The organism is Streptomyces sp. NPDC005492 (assembly GCF_040605995.1).
GTDB lineage: Bacteria > Actinomycetota > Actinomycetes > Streptomycetales > Streptomycetaceae > Streptomyces.
Genome location: NZ_JBEXDX010000001.1, coordinates 94,401 through 112,875, shown reverse-complemented (window position 1 = coordinate 112,875; position 18,475 = coordinate 94,401). Strand labels below are relative to the sequence as shown.

Sequence of the window (18,475 nt, the reverse complement as noted above, 5' to 3'; positions counted from 1 at the left end):
TTTCGGAACTAAAGTTGGCGCTCCAACCAATTCGGTGGCGCGCCGCCATGCACATCAGGGCATGGGGCTGAGGGGGACAGGGGACGCATGAGCGAGCAGGCCATGGACCGGTTCGGGGGAGCCGAGGGGGCGGTGGACGGGCTTTCTCTGCCCTTCTGGGTCAGCGTCACCCAGGACGACGTCGCGGCGGCCGAGCAAGGCGGCGACACGATGGGCCTGTTCAGCGCTGACGGAGAGGCCGTACTGCGTTCGGTACCCCTTGGTCCTCTCCGCAAGAACCTCGCCGACACCGTCGACGCCCTGCAGCGTGTCTTCCAGGAGGTCTCCGACCGGGGAGGCGCGCTGCCGCTCGCCGAGGCCCAACTCTCCTTCCAGGTCACCGCGAGCGGAGGCGTCCAACTCATCGGCACAGGGCAGATCCAGGGCACTCGCGGGCTGACACTGACGTTCAAGCGTCCCGTCTGATCCGGCACCGTCCATGCCACAGCACAAGGCACTGCTCATCGGCGCCAGCGAGTACGACGACCCGAGCATCGGACATCTGCCCTTCGTCCGGGACGACTTGCAGAAACTGCGCGAGGTTCTGATCAGCCGCGGTTTCCAGCAGGCCGACATCTTGGAGAGCAGACGCGGCATCACACAGAACACGGTGCGGGGGCCTGTGCAACGGTTCCTGCACGACGCCGGTCGGGGTGACACCCTGCTCATCCTGCTCAGCGGGCACGGAATCCACTTCGAGGGCAAGGACTACCTGGTCCCGGAGGACGCCACGTCCGACGCCAGGCCGTTCATCGACAGTTGCATCGAGATCGGCTGGCACAAGGAAATCGAGGCATCCCCTGCGGAACACGTCGTCTTCCTGATCGATGCCTGCCGTGAAGGCATGGTGCTGGACAGCAAGGCCGTACCGGGGACCCGGCCATGGCGTCCCCCGGAGATCATCGGCACACTGCGACGCAAGGTCGCCTACGTGCACGCCTGCGCGAAGCCCCAAGTCGCCCTGTTCGTACGGGAGTCGGACGTACTGCGCCCTGGCTCGGACGTCGGGACCCAGGAAGGCGAGTCGTTCAGCATCTTCTCGCGCGCCGTGTCCGACGTGATCACCGACGACCCGCACGCCCTGGGTCTGCGTGATTTCGCCCAACAGGTGCAGGAGCGGGTCAACGCGTTCCACCGCGCCTACGGCAAGGCCAACGCCCCGCAGCAGGTCAAGGTCACCTGCGAGACGGATGCCGGCGGTGGGGACTTCCCGTGGCTCCCGGGCATCGACAGACGGGCCGAGATCCACGCGTGGGTTCGCGGTGTAGGCAAACACCCCGTGTGGCATCACACCCCCGAAGGCCCTGCGCGGGAGATCCTCCAGCAGATCTGCGGTGCGCTGGCGGGCCGATTGGCCACGGCGTACGAGAAGGCCGCGTCGACTCTGGGCGACGACCCTTGGCACGACCGCGAGTTGGCTGCACGGGCGCACGAGCGGCTGGGGTTCCTGGTTGGCCGGGCGGACGGAGTGCAGTTGTCCCCGACAGAGGCCGCTCTCACACTCCTGTTCCCCCTCATCACCCAGGCCTTCTGGGCGCAGGAGGCCGCTCAGCGCCTCGGCGTCCTTACCCTCACCCCAGATCCGACCGCTGCGGGGCCCGACCGGACCCGCTTCCACAAATTCGCCCAGGGATTCCCCCGGATCAAGCGCCGGATGCTTGCCCTTGAGCACAAGAGGACGGCCGACGGGTCGAAGACCGCAACCCATGTGAAGGTCGCCGACGATTCGACGCGGCACATCCAGTGGTGGCTCTTCCACCGCTGGCTGATCCAGCAGCCGGAGTTGTACACGGCCGAGCGGCTCAAGGCACTCCTCGGAGATGTGACCTCGAACGGGGAACATCCGCGGTGGGTCAGCGATGCACTCTCCGGCGAGCGCCTCATGCGTTTGCTGCGCGAGCACCGTACTGCCCCGTTCACCATGCGGCGATCCACCATGGATCCGCTACTGCACGGATCCCGGTCGCAACAGGAAGACCGCGAGATCATCGCCGCCAGCGGCGGCTACGAGCAGGAGGTACGTCCGCCCCTGGTCGCCGCCCTGCTCAAGGCGTCGTACGCCATGGCCGTGGACCCAGTGGATCTGCCCGAGATCGTCGTCGAACACATAGGTGTCCGGGACAGCGTGGATCTGGAGGCGTTGCGGACCACCGTGCAACGCTCCGACTGGCGCGTCTCCGGCCTCGGCCGCTCCCTCAACGCCGTGTGCACCCACCCGGCGGTCCAGGTCGCACTGCGCGAGCACGCGGCACGTGTCGACCTGCTGCTGCGCGACATCAACTGCGGTGACAGCTCCGTACTCGCGCCTCTCAGCATGCTCCCGCCGTACGCGGACGGTAGCCGCGTACGGCTCGACGGCAGCACCCCCGACCAGCTCTCCGACGGCATTCGCTTCCAACTGGCCGAGGACCGCGTCCAAGAGCTGCTGATGGGCGAGGAGTTGTACGGCGACAGCGAACTGGCCGTGCGTGAGCTGTACCAGAACGCGCTGGATGCCGTCCGCTACCGCAACTGCCGTACCGAGTACTTGCGGCGTACGGGCCGCCAAGCCGACCCTTTGGACGGCTTCATCGAGTTCGTCCAGGGAGTCCACCCCGACGGCCGCCCCTATCTCCGGTGCAGGGACAACGGCATCGGCATGGGCATCACGGAGCTCAGCACCGTCTTCTCCCAGGGCGGCGCGCGCTTCGTCGACCTGCCCGAGTACATCGAGGAACAGGCGGCCTGGGCGGAACTACCGGGCCCGAAATTGGAGCTGCACCCCAACTCCCGCTTCGGGATCGGTGTGTTGAGCTACTTCATGCTCGCCGACGAGATCGTCGTACGCACCTGTCGGCTCGACCGGGAGGGACGGCCCGGCCCGTTGCTGCAGGTGGCCATCGCCGGTCCGGGCAACTTCTTTCGGGTGGACGAACTGGGACCCGGCCGGGAGGCCGACGTGGGAACCACCGTCGAACTGCTGCTCAGCCAGGAGCGGAGGTCGGTGTCGTGCGTGGACGCCCTGCAGAAGGTTCTGTGGATGGCGCCGTACCGGACGGTGGCCAAGCACGGGGCTCGCGAACACCATTGGGCGCCGGGAGAGCTGTCGCCCAGCTCTCTGGAGAGGTCAAGAACGTACAGAAGGTTCGCCGAGAATTTCGGCACGGACTGCGTCCCGTCAGGAGACCCCGACCTGTGGTGGATCAACGGCAATGGAGTCACTCTGGCGGACGGCCTGTTCGCGGAGAGTGGTCGACTTGCACATGACCGTCCCCTGTACGGGGTCGTCTTCAACCTGCACGGTGAGCAGGCACCCGAACTGACTGTGGATCGCAAGAGCCTGCGCGGCTACGACACCGACCACGTGACGGAGCGTATGACCGCTGCCGCCGCCAGCCTCACGCTCCCCGGGCTCAAGCTGCTCAACGCCGACTGGCTGGAGGGCGCCAGCCGTTGGTCCGTAGCCTTCAGTGACTGCGTGGCCGAGCACGCACGCCTGGCCGACCTTCCCTGGCAGCTCCACGACGGCTTCTCGGCGCCCTTCAGTGAGGTGGGATTCTTCCCGCCTGATGCCGATCTGCTGCCCCTGGTCACCGGCAACTACACGGAGATCGAGCAGAAGTGGTCGGCTCCGTTCATCTCCATGCTGCCCCTGCCCGTGCTCCGTTGGCGGTTGCGCACGCTGTACCGGGCCGGGCTCGGTGGCCAGGTCTCCTTCCCCGACTCCGACGCCGCGGACGCTCTCTGCGCCCGCCCGTCCGACCTCACACTGCTGACCACCGGTTTTCCAAGGTTTCCGAACTGGAGCTACGCACTTAGCCGTTGGCTGAAGGGCCCTCAGGCATCCGGGTTCATCGGTATGTCTCCAGCTTCGGAAGCACTCGTCAACAGCGGTCTGAAGAGTCTCGGCATGCTGTTCTCCTGGCGCGATCCGGCCCAACCCGTCGGCACGGCGGACGTGTTCGAGCTGAGTTCCAGGGCGCAGCGGCCGCCCGCTGAGGTCGCAGAGCGTCTGAACAGCCTGGGGTACCGCACCGATCCCCTTTCGGGCTGCGCAACCGCCCAGTGCTCCGATCTGCCCTTGCTCCGACCGTTGGGCGACCTGTCGAAGTGGTTGGCACCCGGCGCAACACTGTCGGCCGCCCAGATCTGCGTCAGCGCGATGCAGGCCAGCTGCTCCACGGCACAGGCCGCCGAGCGGCTGACGGACCTGGGGTTCAAGGCCCCAGCCGAGTATCCGGTGCGAACACACTGGAGCGAGGAGGAGCTGAACGTCATCAAAAACCTGTGGGCGTCTTACGACACGCAGCCCTCGTCTGACGCGGCAGTACGAATCTGCACGGCCCAGTTGACAGCTGTGGCCCATGCGACGAGTCGCACAGTGCGCTACGTCGCAGACTTCCTGGGACAGCTCGGTTTCCTCATGCCTTCGGACACCTCAGAGCTGCCCAAACTCACTGACGACGACCGGTCCCTCCTCACTCGCGACCTGCAGATCCGAGTGGATCAGGAGATACCTCTCCATTATGTGATCGCCACCTCCCGACGCCTCAGCCTTCCTGCCCACACCATTGCGGCACGACTGCACGAGCTCGGATACACGGTGCCCGACGTGCCTGACGCCGAACACTTGCCCTCGCGAGAGGACATCGCTTTCCTTGCCGCAGACCCCGAGCCGACGGGTCTGCGTCAGCCTGTTTCCCTGCAACGAGTCGTACACATGGCGCACGGCGCCAAAGTCTCTCTGGCAGAGGCAGCCGCACGGCTCACCTCCCTTGGACACCACTTCGACTTCGTCGTCGGCGTCCTCTCCCGGTTCCGGAAGCAGGACACCGAGGCCCTGGTGTTTGGGGACCACCCACGACCTGAGGACTTCGGCCCCGTATCCCTGGTGGCCCTGCAAGCCATCGCCCTCCACACCGGCCAGTGGCCACACACCGACGACCTCACGGCGTCTCTCACAGACCTGGGTTTCACCGTCGAACCGGTTACGGAGGAGTGGACCGAGGAACGCCGTCTGGAACAGGTACTGCTCACCGCTCTCCACTCACCGGCCGACCTCCCACCACCCGTCGTCTTCGCCACGTCAAGGGTCTCCCTGGTCACTTTGACGACCGTGGCGCTGGAAACCGGGATGTCTCTTCGCGAGGTGGCGCTCAAGGCCACTGGGCTTGGCATCCATCACGAAGCCGAAACCTGGTTCACTCCCGCCCCGCAGACGGAGCAGCCCGCCCCTTCGGCCGCCGCAACCCCGACACCGTCAGCAGCCGCACCACCTCCCGGCTCCTGACCTCCACCGCCCCGGCGGCCACCGCGTCCGCATAACGATGCGACGGGATGTCGTAGTGATCGCGCTCGAAGGCGCGCCGGGGTACACCCAACTCCCGGGCGAACAGGTGGAGTTCGTCATACGAGACATCGCTGACGAGGTGCGACCACAGGCGGCCGTGCCCCGGCCAGGTGGGCGGGTCGATGTAGACGGTCACAGGGACCCCAGCGAGGCGACCTTCACGCCCGCCTTGTGGCACACCCAGTGCGGGTCTGGTCCCAGTTCCGGCTCGACCTCCAGGGCGTGCGGGTCGCCGGAGTCGCACACGGGGCACAGGGGCCACCGGCCGTACCGCTCCAACAGGGCGTCCTGTACGTCCTGGGCGACCAGACCGGCGACGTAGTCCACGCCCTCCGGCCACTGCTGCACCCACCAGCGCCGGTGCACAACGGACTCCTCGACCAGGGAGACGACATCCGCCTGCGCGACCTCGCCCGCGACCAGATCGGCGAGCACGAGAGCACGTGCCGCGTGCAGGGCCTGCTCCAGGGGGGTGACGGGGTCGCCGGTGGGTTCCATGCACCCATTGTGCGCACTCTTGACCCGACCACCGAGCTGAAAATATCTTTCAAGGGTGACCCAGCAGGTGAAGGAAATCTTCGGAAGCGCCTCCGCGAGTACGCCACCCGCCGCGCTCGCCGCCAAGGTGCGCACCCTCGGCCCCTCCATGACCCGCTCCATGCAGCGCGTCGCCGAGACCGTCGCCGCCGACCCGGCCGGCTGCGCGGCGCTCACCGTCACCGGCCTCGCCGAGCTCACCGGCACCAGCGAGGCCACGGTCGTGCGCACCGCCCGCATCCTCGGCTACCCCGGCTACCGCGACCTGCGCCTCGCCCTCGCCGGGCTCGCCGCGCAGCAGCAGTCCGGGCGGGCGCCCGCCCTCACCACCGACATCGCGGTCGACGACCCGATCGCCGACGTCGTCGCGAAACTCGCCTACGACGAGCAGCAGACCCTCGCCGACACGGCCGCCGGACTCGACACCGTGCAGCTCGGCGCGGCCGTCACCGCGCTCGCCGCGGCCCGCCGCATCGACGTGTACGGGGTGGGGGCGTCCGGGCTCGTCGCCCAGGACCTGGTCCAGAAGCTGCTCCGGATAGGTCTCATGGCCCATGCCCACAGCGATCCGCACCTCGCCGTCACCAACGCCGTGCAGCTCAGGGCCGGGGACGTGGCGATCGCGATCACCCACTCCGGGTCCACCGGCGATGTCATAGAGCCGCTGCGGGTCGCCTTCGAACACGGGGCTACGACCGTGGCGATCACCGGGCGGCCGGACGGCGCGGTGACGCAGTACGCCGATCACATCCTCACCACGTCCACCGCCCGGGAGAGCGAGCTGCGGCCGGCGGCGATGTCGTCCCGGACGAGTCAACTGCTGGTCGTGGACTGCCTGTTCATAGGCGTGGCGCAGCGGACGTACGAGCAGGCGGCGCCCGCGCTGTCGGCGTCGTACGAGGCGCTGGCGCACCGGCACCGCCGCTAGGCCCTGTCGCCAGCCCCTTTCACCAGTCCCTGTCGCCAGATCCCGTCATCGGCCAAGACGAGCACGACCTCACACCGCACACGTGAAAGAGCCGCCGAACCATGACCTCCACGTCCAACCCCCGTGATCTCCGCACCGAGTTGGAGACACTCACCACCGAGGCCTTCCGCCCCGAACTCGCCGAGATCGACCAACTCCCCACCCTCTCCATCGCCCGCCTCATGAACGCCGAGGACGCCACCGTCGCCGCCGCCGTCGCCCGGCGGCTCCCCGAGATCTCCGCCGCGATCGACGCGGTGGCCGAGCGGATGGGACGGGGTGGCCGGCTGATCTACACGGGCGCCGGTACGGCCGGACGGCTCGGTGTGCTGGACGCCTCCGAGTGCCCGCCGACCTTCAACACGGACCCCTCGCAGGTGGTCGGCCTGATCGCGGGCGGCCCCGCGGCCATGGTGACGTCGGTCGAGGGCGCCGAGGACTCCCGGGAGCTGGCGCGGACGGATCTCGACACCCTCGCCGTGACCGCCGACGACACGGTGGTCGGCGTCTCCGCCTCCGGACGCACCCCGTACGCGATCGCCGCCGTCGAGCACGCGCGCGCACTCGGCGCCCTCACCATCGGCCTGTCCTGCAACGAGCACAGCGCGCTCGCGGCGGCCGCCGAGCACGGCATCGAGGTCGTCGTGGGCCCCGAACTCCTCACCGGATCAACGAGGTTGAAGGCGGGCACGGCCCAGAAGCTCGTCCTCAACATGCTCTCCACGATCACGATGATCCGGCTGGGCAAGACGTACGGGAACCTGATGGTCGACGTACGCGCCTCGAACGAGAAGCTGCGCGCCCGCTCCCGCCGTATCGTCGCGCTCGCCACCGGCGCGGACGACGCGGAGATCGAGCGGGCGCTCGCGGCGACCGACGGCGAGGTGAAGAACGCGATCCTGGTGGTGCTCGCCGGGGTCGACGGCCCGACGGCCGCCCGCCTTCTGGAGGAGTCCGGCGGCCGACTGCGCGCGGCACTGACGGCGGCGGCCGACTGACCAGCACGATCGGTGGGTGAACACTTCGTACGAAACCGCCGCCGCGCTCCTCCCCCTGGTCGGCGGCCCCGCGAACGTCACCTCCGTCGCCCACTGCATGACCCGCCTCCGTCTCGGCCTCACCGACCGTTCCCTGGTGGACGAGACGGCGTTGCGGGCGGTGCCGGGCGTGCTCGGGGTGGTGGCCGACGACACGTCGTATCAGGTGGTGCTGGGGCCGGGGGTGGTCGTCCGAGTAACCCGGGAATTCGAGAAGTTGACCGGCGGCGCGGCCGAACTGGCCGCGCGCGGAGAAGAGTTGCGGCACCAGCAGCGCACCCGCAACGCAACTCCCGCCAAACTCCTCCTGCGCCGGGTGGCGAACATCTTCGTCCCCCTCATCCCCGCCCTGATCGGCTGCGGAGTCCTGGCGGGCCTCAACGGGCTGCTGATCAACATGAGTTGGCTGCCCGGAGTGACCCCCGCCCTGTCCGCGATCGCCTCCGCGTTCCTCGCCCTCATCGCGGTCTTCGTCGGTTTCAACACGGCGAAGGAGTTCGGCGGAACGCCGGTGCTCGGCGGAGCGGTGGCGGCGGTCGTGGTCTACCCGGGAGTGGCGAAGGTGACGGCGTTCGGGGTAGCACTCTCCCCCGGCCAGGGCGGAGTACTGGGCGCGCTGGCCGCCGCGTTGCTCGGCACCTGCGTCGAGAGATGGTGCCGCACTTGGGTCCCGGCAACCCTCGACGTCCTCCTCACCCCCACCCTCACGGTCCTCATCTCCGGCCTGGCGACGCTCTACGGCCTCATGTACGCGGCCGGCGAGATCTCCACGGCGATCGGCACGGCGGCAAACTGGCTCCTCTCCACCACCAGCGCCTTCGCGGGCCTGATCCTCGGCGGCCTGTTCCTCCCCCTGGTGATGCTGGGCCTCCACCAGGCCCTGATCCCCATCCACACCACCCTCATCGAGCAACAGGGCTACACCGTCCTCCTCCCCCTCCTCGCGATGGCGGGCGCGGGCCAGGTCGGCGCGGCGGCAGCGGTCTACGTCCGCCTGCGCCACGACACGTCGATCCGTACGACGATCAAGTCGGCGCTCCCGGCAGGGTTGTTGGGCGTCGGCGAACCTCTCATCTACGGCGTCTCGCTCCCCCTCGGCCGCCCCTTCCTCACCGCCTGCGCGGGCGGGGCGGCGGGCGGGGCCTTCGTCGGCTTCTTCGCGATGCTGGGCGACAAGGTGGGGGCGACGGCGATCGGGCCGTCCGGGTGGGCGCTGTTTCCGTTGCTGGCGGGGAACAGGGGGTTGGGGATGGCGGCGGCGATCTATGGGGGCGGGCTGTTGACGGGGTACGTGGTGGGGTTCGTGGCGACGTACGCCTTCGGGCTCACGGGAGGCGCGGGCGGACGGTTCAGGTCGCGAGCGCGGGCGTGAAGCCGAACGTCGGTACCAGGTTCGGGTCGTTGAACGCCGTGATGCGGGCGATGCGGGTGCCGATCAGGGTCAGGACCTGGACGCCGTACGCCTCGTAGCGGCCCTTGCCGGTGTGCTGGTAGACGACGAAGGCGGGCTGGCCGTTGGCGTGGGTGGGCGCCAGCCGCCACAGGTCGCGGCGGAGTACCCGGGCGGCCAGGAATCCGGCGACCGCCGGCCGGCCGGTGAACCAGGTCGGGATCGGTGGCATCTCCATCTCGACGTCGGCCCGCAACAGGCCGACCAGCGCTTCGAGGTCGGCCCGGGTGAACGCGTCGACGTAGTCGTCGAGGAGGGTGCGCACGGTCTCCTCGTGCGGCTCGGCCTGGTCGTCCTCGACCGGTCCGGCCTCCGCCAGGCGGGCCCGGGCCCGTCGCAGCGCGCTGTCGACGGCCGCGGTCGTCGTGTCCAGCATCTCGGCCACCTCGGCGGTCCGGAACGCCAGCACGTCGCGCAAGGTCAGCACGGCCCGCTGCCGGGCGGACAGGAACTGGAGTGCGGCGATGAAGGCGAGCCGCACTCCCGTCCTCCTGACCGCGATCGCCGCCGGGTCGTCGGCGCCGACCAGCGCGTCGGGCACCGGCTGGAGCCACGCCACCGACGGCTCGCGGGGAGCCATCGCCACCCGGTGATCGTCCGAAGGCGCGCCCAGTCCCGACGGAAGCGGCCGCCGGGAGCGGGTTTCCAGCGCCGTCAGGCAGGCCCTGGTGGCGATCTTGTAGAGCCACCGCCGCAGCGAGGAGCGGCCCTCGAACCGGTCGAACGCGCGCCATGCCCGCAGATAGGTCTCCTGCACCAGGTCCTCGGCGTCATGGATCGAGCCGAGCATCCGGTAGCAGTGCGCGATCAGCTCCGGCCGGAACTGCTCGGCCAGGGCGGCGAATTCGGCGTCCTGCGGCATCGTGGCTTCTCCCCGGGAGGCGGTGCGGTCCACGGTAGGCGGCGGCTCAGTCGACCGGACGCGATCCCGCGCCGTCGACCTGGTACTCCGGACCGGCACCGGGGTCCTGGGCGATGTCCATGACGGCCTTGGCGACCTGTTCCGGGGTGAGGACCGGCTCAAGGGCCTTGACGAAGGTGTCCCGGTCGACGCCCTGGCGGGCGGCGTAGCCCGCGACCCCGACCGCGCCCACGCCGCCGAACGGGGTCAGCGTCGGAAGCAAGGCGTGGAACCGGATGCCGAGGCCGGCCCGCTCCGACTCCTCGGCCGCGTACCCGCGCAGATAGCGGATGGCGGCCTTGGCGCTGGCGTATCCGCCGCTGAGCGGAGAGCCGACCAGGACGGCTCCGCTGGACATCGCGAGGACCACGCTGCCCGGCGCCAGGGGCTCCCGCAGCGCGGCCCGCACCCACGTGAAGACATGCCGGGTGTCGACCTCCCAGTTACGGCTGAAGGTCTCCCAGGTCTGCTCGTGCACGGGCGCCATGTGCGCGGCGACCCCGGCGTTGAGAACGAGCAGGCTGGGACGGCGAGTTCGGATCACGTCCTGCGCAAGCGCCTCGTCGGTGGCATCGGCGGCGAGGGGCGTGAAGCGGGCGCCGAGTTCATCTCCTACGGCGCGCAGCTCCGGTTCGTCGCGGGCGATACCGACGACATCGGTGCCCGCGGCCACGAGCGCGGCCGCGACAGCGCGCCCGAAGCCACGGCCGGCACCGGTGACAACGGCGGTCTGAAAGGGTTCGGACATCGGACACTCCCCAGGGGTGGTCGGGTTCGGTCCGCATCAAGACCAGCCGCAGGACGAAAACCCGTCGTCGCGACCGAATCGAGAAGAGTGATGTGGGTCACACCCGCCGCCACACCAGTGTGTACCGCCAGAACAGCCGCCTCCGCAGCCGGGCCCCCGGCAGCAGGCGGTCGGCCTCGCGGCGGATCTCGGCGAAGGTCATCTCCGGGGACCGGGTGACGGCGGTCATCGACACCGGACGCGCGGCGGCCCTACGGCCCCTGTTCTTCAGCCAGCCGATGGCCAGGTTCAGGGGGATGGAGAGGACGCCGAGCAGACGGTCGACGGTGTCCACCTCGCGGGCGCAGCCGACGACCACGAGGGTTCCACCGGGGGCGAGTTGGTCGCGGAAGCGGGTGAGCGCCTCCGCGAACGGCAGGTGATGGAGGGCGGCGACGCAGGTGATGACGTCGTAGGGGCCGGTGGGGAGTCCGGTCGGGGCACCGGCGACGGCGAAGGCGGCTGGGACACCGGGCACCGAACCCGGGCGGCAACTGCCGTAGCAGCCAGGGTGGTAGCAGGCGTTGTGGCTCCAGGGGTGGGCGGAGTTGAAGTCCTGGAGGGCGCGGAGGAGTCGGGGGGGTGAGCGCGGGCATGCCCGCCACTGCACCAGACCGCCACCGTCAGCCGTCGGCCTCCCCCCGTTGAACCACCCACTCCGTGGGCTGGCCCGTCACGGCGGCAATGGTGTCGAAGTCGGCGTCGTAGTGAAGCACCGTGACCTTGTGGCGCTCGGCCGTGGCAGCGATCAGCAGATCCGGTACCGAGGCAGCCCTGTGATGCCCTCGCTCCGCCAACAGGGCCTGGATCTCGACGGCGCGCGTGCCGATCTCGTCCGTGAGCGGAAGCCACTCGAACCCTCGACGGACCGAGCGTCCCGCCGCATGGCTCTCGGCGTTCCGCGCGCTGTAAAGGATCTCCAGGTCGACGACCGCACAGGTGGCCACGAGCCCTCCTTCGACCAGCGGCCCGAGGACAGCCCGGACGGCAGGGTGTCTGGCCCGGGCCCAGACGCTTTTGTCGACCAGGTACTTCGCTAGCGCCATGCTCCCGCCATCACTTCCGGATCGGCGAGGTCGTCGAAGAGGCCCTCGTCCAACATCTCCATGAACCGGCGCCGCTTCGCCGCGGCCACAAACTCGGCCAGAGCGCCGTTGATGGTGGCTCGCTTCGTCGTCGTGCCCAGTATCTCGGCCGCCTCGGCAAGGAGTGCATCATCAAGGTCAATCATGGTGCGTGACATCGCTACCTCCAGGCATACGATCCTTACGAATCAGTATGCCCCAACTCTCCCCTTCGCGATTCCTCTCCCGCACCCTCGCCCGCAGCACCTCCTCCTGCGCGGCCGGCCCGGTCGACTCCGGTGGGCAGTCCCACTCCCGGCCGCCGGCGACGGGCCGCAACTGCACCAGCCCGCCCACATGCCCCATCACCTCCCCGACCCGCCCGTCCCGTACGTCCACGACATGCGCCCCGACCGGCGGCCGTTCCCCGCGCAGCACGGACGCGAGCTTCTCGGCGGTACGGACGTTGCACCGCCCGAGGACGACGAGGGCGAATCGTTCCTCGCTCGCACCTGTCACCGGGTCCACACACAGGGACGGCAGGACGATGCCCACCCCCGTGAGCGCCTCCCGGAGCGAGGCGACGACCTCTTCCGTCGACCGCAGCATTCCTTCACCTCCACACAGAGTTCGTGATTCGCGACACAGCGTGGTGGTTACGCCTTTAACCTGGCCAGACCGGGCGTCCCAACAACATCAGGTGTCGGACAGGGAGTTGCCGTGGCAGGACAGAAGGACCTCGACCCGTCGTCGTCTCCGCGTGCCCTGCTGGGCGCCGAGTTGCGTCATGCCCGCGAGAAGGCCGGCCTCAGCCAGGACGAGTTGGGGCTGAGGTTGTTCGTGAGCGGGTCGTTCATCGGGCAGTTGGAGGCGGGGACTCGGCGGATGGCGCCGGAGTATGCGCGGATGTTGGACAGGGAGTTGGGGACGGGGGACTTCTTCGAGCGGAACTGTGTGGCGGCGGCGAAGTCCCGGTATCCGGAGCACTTCGCCGAGGCGGCAGAGGCCGAGGCGAGGGCTACGGCGATCCGCGAGTACGCACCGATGCTGATCCCCGGCCTGCTCCAGACACCGGAGTACGCACGAGCGGTGAACCGCGCTTACGACCCGACGGCGCCCGAGGAAACGATCGACGAGTGGGTGGACGGCCGGATCGCCAGGACCCGTCTGCTCGATCACCCAACAAAGCCGCTGTTGTGGACCGTACTTGACGAGGCGGCGCTACGCCGGGAGACCGGCGGTCGGGCGGCGATGGCTGAAGTCCTGCACCACATCGTGGAACTGGGCTGCCGGGGGCGGGTCATCACGCAGGTGCTGCCCTTCAGCGAGGGAGCACACGCTGCGATGAAGGGCTCAATGAAACTGATGGAGTTCGACGACGCGCCTCCCCTCGTCTATTTGGAGGGGGTTCACACCGGACGGCTGGAGGACGACCCGGCCACGGTCACCCAACTGCGACTGGCCTTCGAACTCCTCGCAGCCTCCGCACTCTCTCCAGAGAAGTCCCTGGCCCTGATCGAGACGTTGGCGCAGGATTACGCTCATGAGGAACTTTCCTGACTACGACCTGAGCACGGCCACCTGGCACAAGTCCAGCTACAGCGGCGGGGGCGGCGACAACTGCCTCGAAGTAGCCGAAGGCAACCCCGCCCTCATCCCCGTCCGCGACTCCAAGAACCCCCTCGGCCCGAAGCTCGTGTTCCGGGCCGAGTCATGGTCCGCGTTCGTCGGGCAGTTGAAGGCGGACTGAGGCGCCTGGACCGGAGGGTCAGAAGTGGTCCTTGGCCCAGCGGAAGCTGTCGCGGACGGTCTGTTCGTTGCTGATGGGCCGCAGGCCGAGGTCGCGGGTGGTGGAGGCGGTGTCGGCGCGCAGGTGTGAGGCTCCCGCGTAGATCTGGATGATCTCCGGGCGCATCATGGGCGGGCGGCGGGTCAGCTTGGAGACCCAGGTGGCGATCCGGGCCATCGGTTTGAGGACGGCCGGGGAGAGGACCCGCGGGGTCTTCAGGCCCAGCTCGGGGTACATCTGCTGGGCGGTCTTGACCATCTCGGTGGTGGAGACGGGCGTGGTGTTGCTGAGCAGGTAGCGGCCCTTGTCGCGGCCACGGGTGGCCGCCAGATAGCAGGCTTTCGCCACGTCGCGGGCGTCGATCAGCAGCAGGTGGAGGCCGGGGTCGACGGTGAACTTCCCGGCCAGGATCGTGGTGAACAGCTCCACGCTCCCGGTGGGGGTGGAGAACCCGGGACCGGTGATCGCCGACGGCAGTACCGAGAAGAACTCGATGTCAGTGCCGGCGACCAGTTGCCGGGCCAGTTTCTCGGCCTGGGTCTTGGAGTATTCGTAGGGGTTGATGTTCAGCGGGTTCCAGGTGTCGGCACTGAACGGTCGCACACTGGCGTCGACCGTGGTCATCGAACTGACGTAGACGATCTTGCGGACGCCTGCTTCGATGGCCGCCTCGACGAGGTGGCGCGTTCCGTCGAGGTTGACGCGCACGATCTCGTTCTCGGGGTCTTTGGCCCAGACGCGGAAAGCGGCGGCGACCGAGTAGACGATGTCGACGCCCTGCATGGCCGCCACCAGCGAGGCGCGGTCCATCAGTTCGGCCCGCACCAGTTCGACGTCCAGCGCGCGCAGCCGGTCGGCGCGGGCGCCGGTGTCCCGGGCCCCGGCCCGGACCGTCTCGCCCTGCGCGAGCAGGTGCTGCACCAGGGTGAAACCCACGTGACCGGTCGCCCCGGTCACCAGGCTGATCTTGTTCTCGCTCATACGGCCAGTGGACCCCGGCACCACCCGGGAAGGGAAAGACCCACCCGGTCCGAAGGAATACCCTGAGGGTATGGAAGACCTGGACCTGCGGGAACTGCGCTATTTCGTCGCGGTCGCGGAGGAGCTGAACTTCACCCGCGCCGCCGACCGGCTCGGCATCGCCCAGCCGCCCCTGTCCCGCGCGGTTCAGGGCATGGAGACCAAACTCGGCGTACGGCTGCTCGACCGGGACGCACGCCCCCTGACCCTCACCGACGCCGGCCGGGTGCTGCTCGAACAGGCGCGCCCGGCCATCGCCGCGGTGGCCGCCGCCGGCCGCCGGGCCGCACGGGCCGGCACAGAGCGTCCGCGGCTGGCGGTCGCGGTCAAGACCGGCAGTGCCCCGGCGCTGGTGCGCGACATCGCCGCCCGCTACGACAGCCAGGGCACCTGGCCGCCCGCCGAGATCTCCATCGGCGGCTGGGGCGAGCCCACCGCGATGCTGCTCGACGGGCGCGCCGACGTCGCCCTGCTGCGCGGCCCCCTGCTCGACCCGCTCCTCGACGCCCAGTTGGACAGCGAAGTCCTGCTCACCGAACCCCGCATGGCCGTACTACCGGCCGACCACCCCCTGGCCCGGCGCGAGCGACTGCGCCGTATCGACCTGGACGGCGAACCGGTCCCGCACTGGCCCGGCGCGACGGCGGAACAGACCGCCTACAACGCGGCCACCGACACCTGGACCGCGCACGCCGTGCACGCGCCACCCGGCCCACGGGTGGAGAACATGGACCAGATGCTCGACGCGGTCGTGTACGGCCAGGGCGTGGCCTTCCTCCCCGCCTCCTACGCCGACTCCGCAGCCCATCTGGGCCTGGCCTACGTGCCTGTCTCCGACATCAGCCCCAGCACCGTCGTGGCGGCCTGGCCCCAGACCTGCCGATCCCAGGCGGTGGCCGCCTTCGTCCGCGCCGCACTTGAGGTGGCGCAGCCGGCCGAGGCCGCCAAGGCGAGATGACACCGGCCGACGAAGACTCAGCCTGACTCCGACGCCGCCAGGCGTTCACGCACTTTGTCGCCGATGGAGATGAGCGTCTCCAGCTCCGCTTCGGTGAGGTGGTCGATGAACGCCTCGCGTACGTCGGCCACATGTGAGGGAGCCGCGGCTTTGATCACGTCGAGGCCCTGGGGAGTGAGGACGACGACCGCACCTCGCAGGTCGTCCGCACACCGCTCGCGTCGCACCAGGCCGCGGGTCTCCATCCGGCCGAGGTGCTGGGACAGGCGGCTCTTCTCCCAGCGCAGCCGTCTGCCGAGTTCGAACGACCTCAGCCGGGAGTCGGGCTCTTGCGAGAGGAGGGCCAGGACCCGGTAGTCGGCGTAAGAAAGCCCGCTCCGAGCGCGGAGTCGCCGTTCGATGAACACCATCACGTCGTCGTGCATCGACCGCAGGCTGCGCCAGGCCCGCTGCTCTCTGTCGTCAAGCCATCGCGCGTCCGTCATGGCCGGAATCCTATCCTGTGGTTGACATGTGAACCAGCTCCCCCTACGTTCCGGTTCACGTGTTAACCAACGGTGAGGACAGTACGTTGACGACACTCAACAAGCCGCCGATACGGACGACATGGGGCCTGTTACGGCAGCGGATCGCCTCCGTGGCCGCCGTCCTGGCCGTACTCGCGGGACTGGTCACGAACCTGGCGCTGACCGCCGCCACCGCACACGCCGTGAACGACGACGGCACTTCAAGATTCGCCACGTACAACATGCAAGGCTCCGACAACGGCCTGCGCTGGACGTCGGAGATCGGCGATCTGGCTCAGAACAACCCGCTGTTGGCACTCCAGGAGGTCGGTAGCGGGCCGCCCGCCGGGGCGGGGCTCCGCACGTCGCGGCCGATCCGGCTCAACCCGCCCCGACCGAACGGCCTTCCCGGGTCCGTCACGGAGACGATCATGCCGGCGAGCTGGGCCGGCGGCACCCGCTACGTGTACTACCTCCAGACCGATCCGCAACGAGCCGACGACACCGGCGACGACTCGTGGGACGGGGGCCAGATCAACCTGGCGATGGTCACCGACTCCCGGGTGCAGCGCAACAACATCCGCGTGCTGGAGAACCCGCTCTATGACCCGAACCCGAACGCCCCGAACAACCGTTACCGGGAGCGCCCCCTGCTCGGTCTGCGGTTCGGCACCACCTGGTACTGGAACGTGCACGGCCGCGGCGAGGACGTACCCGCACTGCTCGACCAGGTACGCAACAACTCCGACGGCCAGAACTGGGTCCTGGTCGGCGACTTCAACCTGAACATCCTCAACAGCACCGACCAGGAGGCACGCGACCGGTCACTGCATCTGCGCGCCGACGAAACGCTGCTCCGCACCAATCAGCCGACGCACATGGGGAGCGTCAACACCGAGCTGGACTACGCGGTCACGCACGGCCTGCCCGCGGGGTTCACCGCGACCCGTCCGGGGGGCCTCGGAGCCGACCACATCCCCGTGGTCTTCGCCCGGACACCGCCGCCGGCCCAGCCGCCGACCCGGGCGCGGAACAGCACCATGGTGCTGGCCACAACGACCGGCCAACTGCTCCAGGAGAACGCCAACGGTTCACTCGTGACCGCGGAGCCCACCTACAACTCCACCCAGAACTTCGAGAACTACACCACCGCCTCACTCGACCACCGTCTGCGCAACCCCCGCACGAGACTCTGCGTGGGGATCGGCTCGGCCGTCCGCCGGGACGCGTCCTCTCCGGTCGTCGCCGGCAGTTGTGACGACCCGAGCGCGCAGTGGTCGGTCAGCCATCCCAAGGAGTTCCTGGGGCCCTACGTGGACAGCGGCGGAGCGCAGGTCTGGCGCAACGTGGCCTTCCCCGAACTCTGCCTGACCCCGGGCGACACATCGGTGACCGCGGCACCGTGCACCGACGACGCCGCCCAGCGGTGGTGGGACGAACCCATGCCCGCCGCCTCAAGCTGGCTGACCACCAACCAGAACGTGCGCCTCCAGTCCCTCTTCGCCGGAGCGCGGCTGTTCACCAACACTCCCGCCAACGTCACGCTGAGGTCCTATCCCCGGCCGTCCAGGTGGAACTGGATCTACTGGCTGCGCTACGAGGCGCGGGACTTCGGCTGGAACATCCAGCAGGTCGACCCGGCGGACAACGTGGTCCGGCTCCGGCCCTGGCGCACAAGCGACGTCTGCCTGGGCGTCCGGGACGTCAACGCCGGCACGAGTACGGACGCCATGTTCCAGCTCTGCGACCCCCCGTACCCTCGCCCGCCCTCCCCTGCCGGCGGTGCCGGTCAGCGCTGGCTGGTCGAGATGTACAAGGACGGGAGCCTTCGGTTCCGCAACGAGGCGAACCACCTGTGCCTGCAGTCTCCCGACGCCGACAACGGCAACGTCGCCGTCGCCCCCTGCGAGGACTACCCGGCCCAGCGCTGGAACGTGACGACTCCCTGAACATCCTGACGGAGGCTCAAGCTCCGAGCCGCGAGCCTCCTTTTCAAGGAATGGGTGGAGGGTCTCAACCCGCCCACCCTCCCCGCGAGTTGACCTGAAGCGTTCAGGTTGCGACGCACAGTCACCATCGTCTAGCGTGCGG

Annotated in this window: 19 protein-coding genes; 9 read left to right on the top strand and 10 right to left on the bottom strand. The window is 69.1% G+C overall.

Translation table 11 applies throughout. The annotated features are described in order from the left end of the window. The first annotated feature begins 87 nt into the window (after positions 1-87). Together ABZT04_RS00575 and ABZT04_RS00570 are read left to right on the top strand one after the other, a co-directional pair. Complete coding sequence (locus ABZT04_RS00575) at positions 88-465, top strand: hypothetical protein (RefSeq protein WP_356051239.1); 378 nt, start codon at positions 88-90, stop codon at positions 463-465. A gap of 13 nt (positions 466-478) precedes the next feature. Then, entirely contained in the window at positions 479-5,308 is a 4,830-nt protein-coding gene (locus tag ABZT04_RS00570; protein ID WP_356051237.1) for a caspase family protein, read from the top strand. On the opposite strand, the gene ABZT04_RS00565 is transcribed toward ABZT04_RS00570, so the two are convergent. Together ABZT04_RS00565 and ABZT04_RS00560 are read right to left on the bottom strand one after the other, a co-directional pair. Next, positions 5,220-5,504 (bottom strand): DUF4031 domain-containing protein, encoded by a 285-nt coding sequence (locus ABZT04_RS00565; RefSeq protein WP_356051235.1) that lies wholly within the window; start codon positions 5,502-5,504, stop codon positions 5,220-5,222. The genes ABZT04_RS00570 and ABZT04_RS00565 overlap by 89 nt on opposite strands. After that, a complete protein-coding gene (locus ABZT04_RS00560) occupies positions 5,501-5,866 on the bottom strand; it encodes a hypothetical protein (protein WP_356051233.1) in 366 nt (121 codons plus the stop codon). Before ABZT04_RS00560 ends, ABZT04_RS00565 begins: the two co-directional genes overlap by 4 nt. Before the next feature lie 55 nt (positions 5,867-5,921). Between ABZT04_RS00560 and ABZT04_RS00555 the strand changes: the two genes are divergently transcribed. The 3 genes from ABZT04_RS00555 (at position 5,922) to ABZT04_RS00545 (ending at position 9,281) form a co-directional block, all read left to right on the top strand. Continuing rightward, entirely contained in the window at positions 5,922-6,833 is a 912-nt protein-coding gene (locus tag ABZT04_RS00555) for a MurR/RpiR family transcriptional regulator (protein WP_356051231.1), read from the top strand. Between the two features lie 101 nt (positions 6,834-6,934). Then, positions 6,935-7,870 carry an N-acetylmuramic acid 6-phosphate etherase gene (gene murQ / locus ABZT04_RS00550; protein WP_356051229.1) on the top strand — a complete coding sequence of 312 codons (936 nt, stop codon included), beginning with the start codon at positions 6,935-6,937 and terminating at the stop codon, positions 7,868-7,870. Between the two features lie 16 nt (positions 7,871-7,886). Further along, positions 7,887-9,281, top strand: coding sequence for a PTS transporter subunit EIIC (locus ABZT04_RS00545; RefSeq protein ID WP_356051227.1), 1,395 nt, complete (start codon positions 7,887-7,889; stop codon positions 9,279-9,281). Here the strand turns inward: ABZT04_RS00545 and ABZT04_RS00540 are convergent. The 6 genes from ABZT04_RS00540 to ABZT04_RS00515 form a co-directional block, all read right to left on the bottom strand. Beyond that, on the bottom strand, positions 9,259-10,221 hold the full coding sequence (locus ABZT04_RS00540) for an RNA polymerase subunit sigma-70 (protein ID WP_356051225.1): 963 nt from the start codon (positions 10,219-10,221) through the stop codon (positions 9,259-9,261). The two genes, ABZT04_RS00545 and ABZT04_RS00540, sit on opposite strands and share 23 nt — an antisense overlap. 46 nt (positions 10,222-10,267) lie before the next feature. After that, the gene (locus ABZT04_RS00535; RefSeq protein ID WP_356051223.1) at positions 10,268-11,008 is read right to left on the bottom strand and encodes an SDR family oxidoreductase; all 741 of its coding nucleotides are present in this window, start codon (positions 11,006-11,008) and stop codon (positions 10,268-10,270) included. 97 nt (positions 11,009-11,105) lie between these two features. Beyond that, positions 11,106-11,657 (bottom strand): SAM-dependent methyltransferase, encoded by a 552-nt coding sequence (locus ABZT04_RS00530; protein WP_356051220.1) that lies wholly within the window; start codon positions 11,655-11,657, stop codon positions 11,106-11,108. 13 nt (positions 11,658-11,670) lie between these two features. Continuing rightward, a complete protein-coding gene (locus tag ABZT04_RS00525; RefSeq protein WP_356051218.1) occupies positions 11,671-12,093 on the bottom strand; it encodes a PIN domain nuclease in 423 nt (140 codons plus the stop codon). Then, entirely contained in the window at positions 12,084-12,290 is a 207-nt protein-coding gene (locus tag ABZT04_RS00520) for a type II toxin-antitoxin system VapB family antitoxin (RefSeq protein WP_356051216.1), read from the bottom strand. The genes ABZT04_RS00525 and ABZT04_RS00520 overlap by 10 nt, the downstream gene beginning before the upstream one ends. Next, complete coding sequence (locus ABZT04_RS00515) at positions 12,271-12,720, bottom strand: hypothetical protein (RefSeq protein WP_356051214.1); 450 nt, start codon at positions 12,718-12,720, stop codon at positions 12,271-12,273. The genes ABZT04_RS00520 and ABZT04_RS00515 overlap by 20 nt, the downstream gene beginning before the upstream one ends. Before the next feature lie 111 nt (positions 12,721-12,831). Here ABZT04_RS00515 and ABZT04_RS00510 point away from each other — a divergent pair, with 111 nt between their 5' ends. Both ABZT04_RS00510 and ABZT04_RS00505 read left to right on the top strand, forming a co-directional pair. Then, entirely contained in the window at positions 12,832-13,671 is an 840-nt protein-coding gene (locus ABZT04_RS00510) for a helix-turn-helix transcriptional regulator (protein WP_356051212.1), read from the top strand. Then, complete coding sequence (locus ABZT04_RS00505) at positions 13,655-13,861, top strand: DUF397 domain-containing protein (protein WP_356051210.1); 207 nt, start codon at positions 13,655-13,657, stop codon at positions 13,859-13,861. Before ABZT04_RS00510 ends, ABZT04_RS00505 begins: the two co-directional genes overlap by 17 nt. An 18-nt stretch (positions 13,862-13,879) precedes the next feature. Here ABZT04_RS00505 and ABZT04_RS00500 read toward each other — a convergent pair whose 3' ends face one another. After that, a complete protein-coding gene (locus tag ABZT04_RS00500) occupies positions 13,880-14,881 on the bottom strand; it encodes an NAD-dependent epimerase/dehydratase family protein (protein WP_356051208.1) in 1,002 nt (333 codons plus the stop codon). A gap of 70 nt (positions 14,882-14,951) precedes the next feature. On the opposite strand from ABZT04_RS00500, the gene ABZT04_RS00495 reads away from it, so the two are divergent. Continuing rightward, the gene (locus ABZT04_RS00495; protein ID WP_356051206.1) at positions 14,952-15,878 is read left to right on the top strand and encodes a LysR family transcriptional regulator; all 927 of its coding nucleotides are present in this window, start codon (positions 14,952-14,954) and stop codon (positions 15,876-15,878) included. Between the two features lie 17 nt (positions 15,879-15,895). Here ABZT04_RS00495 and ABZT04_RS00490 read toward each other — a convergent pair whose 3' ends face one another. Beyond that, entirely contained in the window at positions 15,896-16,363 is a 468-nt protein-coding gene (locus tag ABZT04_RS00490) for a MarR family transcriptional regulator (RefSeq protein WP_356051204.1), read from the bottom strand. 86 nt (positions 16,364-16,449) lie between these two features. On the opposite strand from ABZT04_RS00490, the gene ABZT04_RS00485 reads away from it, so the two are divergent. Beyond that, positions 16,450-18,333, top strand: a complete 1,884-nt coding sequence (locus ABZT04_RS00485) for a hypothetical protein (protein ID WP_356051202.1) — start codon at positions 16,450-16,452, stop codon at positions 18,331-18,333. Positions 18,334-18,475: the final 142 nt, after the last annotated feature.

Bases quoted from the DNA above. Each gene is read 5' to 3' on its own strand.
- ABZT04_RS00575 (WP_356051239.1), top strand. From the start codon at position 88: ATGAGCGAGCAGGCCATGGACCGGTTCGGGGGAGCCGAGGGGGCGGTG.
- ABZT04_RS00570 (WP_356051237.1), top strand. From the start codon at position 479: ATGCCACAGCACAAGGCACTGCTCATCGGCGCCAGCGAGTACGACGAC.
- ABZT04_RS00560 (WP_356051233.1), bottom strand. From the start codon at position 5,866: ATGGAACCCACCGGCGACCCCGTCACCCCCCTGGAGCAGGCCCTGCAC.
- murQ (WP_356051229.1), top strand. From the start codon at position 6,935: ATGACCTCCACGTCCAACCCCCGTGATCTCCGCACCGAGTTGGAGACA.
- ABZT04_RS00540 (WP_356051225.1), bottom strand. From the start codon at position 10,221: ATGCCGCAGGACGCCGAATTCGCCGCCCTGGCCGAGCAGTTCCGGCCG.
- ABZT04_RS00535 (WP_356051223.1), bottom strand. From the start codon at position 11,008: ATGTCCGAACCCTTTCAGACCGCCGTTGTCACCGGTGCCGGCCGTGGC.
- ABZT04_RS00525 (WP_356051218.1), bottom strand. From the start codon at position 12,093: ATGGCGCTAGCGAAGTACCTGGTCGACAAAAGCGTCTGGGCCCGGGCC.
- ABZT04_RS00520 (WP_356051216.1), bottom strand. From the start codon at position 12,290: ATGTCACGCACCATGATTGACCTTGATGATGCACTCCTTGCCGAGGCG.
- ABZT04_RS00515 (WP_356051214.1), bottom strand. From the start codon at position 12,720: ATGCTGCGGTCGACGGAAGAGGTCGTCGCCTCGCTCCGGGAGGCGCTC.
- ABZT04_RS00505 (WP_356051210.1), top strand. From the start codon at position 13,655: ATGAGGAACTTTCCTGACTACGACCTGAGCACGGCCACCTGGCACAAG.
- ABZT04_RS00500 (WP_356051208.1), bottom strand. From the start codon at position 14,881: ATGAGCGAGAACAAGATCAGCCTGGTGACCGGGGCGACCGGTCACGTG.
- ABZT04_RS00495 (WP_356051206.1), top strand. From the start codon at position 14,952: ATGGAAGACCTGGACCTGCGGGAACTGCGCTATTTCGTCGCGGTCGCG.
- ABZT04_RS00490 (WP_356051204.1), bottom strand. From the start codon at position 16,363: ATGACGGACGCGCGATGGCTTGACGACAGAGAGCAGCGGGCCTGGCGC.